This window comes from Segeticoccus rhizosphaerae (assembly GCF_009192725.1).
In the GTDB taxonomy this organism is placed as follows: domain Bacteria; phylum Actinomycetota; class Actinomycetes; order Actinomycetales; family Dermatophilaceae; genus Segeticoccus; species Segeticoccus rhizosphaerae.
Genome location: NZ_VOHR01000409.1, coordinates 1 through 2,954, shown reverse-complemented (window position 1 = coordinate 2,954; position 2,954 = coordinate 1). Strand labels below are relative to the sequence as shown.

Annotated in this window: 3 protein-coding genes; 2 read left to right on the top strand and 1 reads right to left on the bottom strand. The window is 71.1% G+C overall.

Features of this window, described 5'->3' with window-relative positions:
- A partial coding sequence (locus FRW57_RS19810; RefSeq protein WP_152186857.1) for a DUF2332 family protein occupies positions 1-749 on the top strand: 749 nt, incomplete at its 5' end.
- 94 nt (positions 750-843) lie between these two features.
- Complete coding sequence (locus FRW57_RS19805; protein ID WP_137119958.1) at positions 844-2,454, top strand: dolichyl-phosphate-mannose--protein mannosyltransferase; 1,611 nt, start codon at positions 844-846, stop codon at positions 2,452-2,454.
- A gap of 84 nt (positions 2,455-2,538) precedes the next feature.
- Here FRW57_RS19805 and FRW57_RS19800 read toward each other — a convergent pair.
- Positions 2,539-2,954, bottom strand: a 416-nt coding sequence (locus FRW57_RS19800; RefSeq protein ID WP_152186856.1) for a PH domain-containing protein, incomplete at its 5' end; no start/stop codon positions are given.

Here is a 2,954-nt window from a genome sequence, read left to right as displayed (position 1 = left end):
ACCCGCAGGTCTGGGCCCAGGTCCGCCCGGGCATCACCTGGGCAGCGGCCACGCACGCCGACGGCCGCCCGCTGGCGCTCATCGAGCTCGGCGCTGCCGCGGGCCTGGGGCTGCTGCCCGACTTCTACCGCTTCGACTACGGCCGCGTCACCATCGGCGACGGCCCGGTGACCCTGGAGTGCCACCTCCGCGGGGGCCTGCCGCCCGGCCTCGCGGACGAGCTCGACATCGCCGAGCGGATCGGACTCGAGCTCGATCCCATCGACGCCGACCAGCCCGACGACGCGGACTGGCTGGTCTCGGCCGTGGACCCGGAGGAGACGACCAAGCTGGTCCGGCTCGGTGGCGGCCTGGCCCGCGTGCGCGACACCGAGATCGACCTGCGGCACGGCGACATGTTCGACCTGCTGCCCCGCGCCCTCGCCGAGGTGCCGGACGGCCACCTGCCGGTCGTCTACGGCGCCTCGGTCATCGCCGAGGCCGACGAGCCGGCCCGGATGCCGCGGCTGCTCACCGACGCCGACCGTGACCTGGTCTGGATCATGGCCGAGGCCACCCAGGTCTCCTACCCCCTCGTGACGACCGACCCGCCACCGGCCTACGACGACCCCACCGTCGGCGGCCTGGTCGCCGTGGTCATCCGGAGCGGGGAGGTCGTCGACGTGGTGGACCTGGCCAGGCTCGACCGGTATGACACCTGGCTGGAGTGGGACCCCCGTCCCCTCACCCCGCGCGCACCATCCGCATGACCGAAACGGCCGGTCCTCGGGTGTCGTGACGACCCTCGTCACGCCCCGGCGACCGGAGGCACCCGAGCCAGGCACGCTGCATACGATGTCGGCCATGACGGCGACCGAGCAGCTGCGGGAGCGGCTCCTCGGACACCGACCCACCTCGCCGACGTTGATCCTGTGGGGCTGGCTCGGGCCGTTGATCGCCATGGTGATCGGCGGGTTCCTGCGGATGTGGCACCTGGGGCGGCCGCACCAGCTGGTCTTCGACGAGACCTACTACGTCAAGGAGGGCTACTCCTACCTGCTGCACGGCGTCGAGCTGGCGAACCGCAGCAACCTCAAGAAGCCCGACGAGCTGTTCACCCAGGGCACCCCGAACGTGTTCGGCACCACCGGCGAGATGGTCGTGCACCCCCCGGTGGGCAAGTGGATCATCGCGGCGGGCGAGCACATCTTCGGCATCGACAACTCGTTCGGATGGCGCTTCGGCGTCGCGGTGTGCGGGACGCTCTCGATCCTCATGGTCGGGCGTGCGGCGTGGAGGCTGTTCCGCTCCCCCGTGCTCGCGACCATCGCCTCGCTGCTGCTCGCCTTCGACGGCCACCACTTCGTCCACTCCCGCACCGGACTGCTCGACCTGTTCGTCATGTTCTGGGCGCTGGCGGGCTTCTGCGCGCTGCTGATCGACCGCGACCACAGCCGCGAGGTCCTGGCTCGCCGGGTCGGGGCCCTCCGCCACGAGGGCGGCGCCCGGCTCGAGCGGGCCATGCTGTTCGGGCCCAGCATGGGCATGCGGCCCTGGCGCTGGGTCGCCGGCATCTGCCTCGGCCTGTCCTGCGGGAGCAAGTGGTCCGGGCTGTTCTTCGTCGCGGCCTTCGGCCTGATGACGATCCTCTGGGACATGGGGGCGCGGCGGGCGGCCGGGGTGCGGCACTGGTGGGTCGGCGCCGTGGTCCTGGACGGGCTGTATGCCGTGGTGTCCATGGTCTTCACGGCCGGCGCCGTCTACCTGGCGTCCTGGGCCGGGTGGTTCCTGACCTCCGACGGCTACGACCGCACCTGGGCCCTCTCCCACCCGGCCACCTCGGGCAAGGCCTTCGGACCCGACTCGAGCAACTTCGCCTGGCTGCCCGACAGCCTGCGCTCGCTGTGGCAGTACCACATCGAGATGTACAACTTCAGCGTCAACCTGGAGTCCAGCCATCCCTACCAGAGCAACCCGTGGTCCTGGATGATCCAGGGGCGGCCCACATCGTTCTTCTACGAGGGGCCCAAAAGAGGCCACGACGGGTGCATGGTCGCCGAGTGCAGCAAGGCGATCACCTCGATCGGGACCCCGACTCTGTGGTGGGGTGCCACCGTCGCCATCTTCATCCTGCTGTTCATGTGGCTGCTGCGCCGCGACTGGCGGGCCGGCGCGATTCTGGCCGGGTTCGTCGGCGGCTACCTGCCCTGGTTCCACTACCAGGCCCGCACGATCTTCACCTTCTACGAGGTGGCCTTCGTGCCGTGGGTGGTGCTCGCGGTCGTGTTCGTCGCGGGCATGGTGCTCGGTCGGTCCTCCGAGTCGGTGCGGCGCCGGCAGGTGGGCGCGGTCTGCGTGGGCGCGTTCCTCGTGCTGACGGTGGCGCTGTTCTTCTTCTTCTACCCGATCTACACCGCCGAGGTGATCCCGCGCAGCTCGTGGCAGCTGCGGATGTGGTTCCCCAGCTGGGTGTGAGGCCCACCCGCCATACCCCGGCTTGTTGCTGGGAGAAGGCGTCATATGCGTCGCCTTCGCCCAGCGACGGATGGGGCGGGTGGGTCAGGTATGCCGGGTGGTGGCGTCGGTGAGGAAGGGCTGCAGCAGGCCGGGGACGGCCTCCTCGGCGAGACGGACGGCCTCGGGCAGGGGCACGTCGAGGACCTCGTAGGCCTCGTCACCGGCCGCCGTCGTCGCCGTGAGCGTGGCGAGGCCGGCGCGGCGCTGGAAGAACGTCTGCTCGAGGTTCCAGCCGATGATGCCGTCGCGCTCGAGGACACTGCGTTCACGGGCGAGCGACCCCGAGCTCGCCACGAGGTAACCGCCGACCACGGCGTGGCCCAGCCCCCGGTAGCGGTCAGCCGCCAGCACCGGCGAGAGCGCCAGGAGCACGACCAGCGCCGCCGGGATCCAGCCCGGCAGGCCCTGGGACCAGCCGACCACCGCGCCCACTGCGAGCACCAGGAGCGGGGCCACGG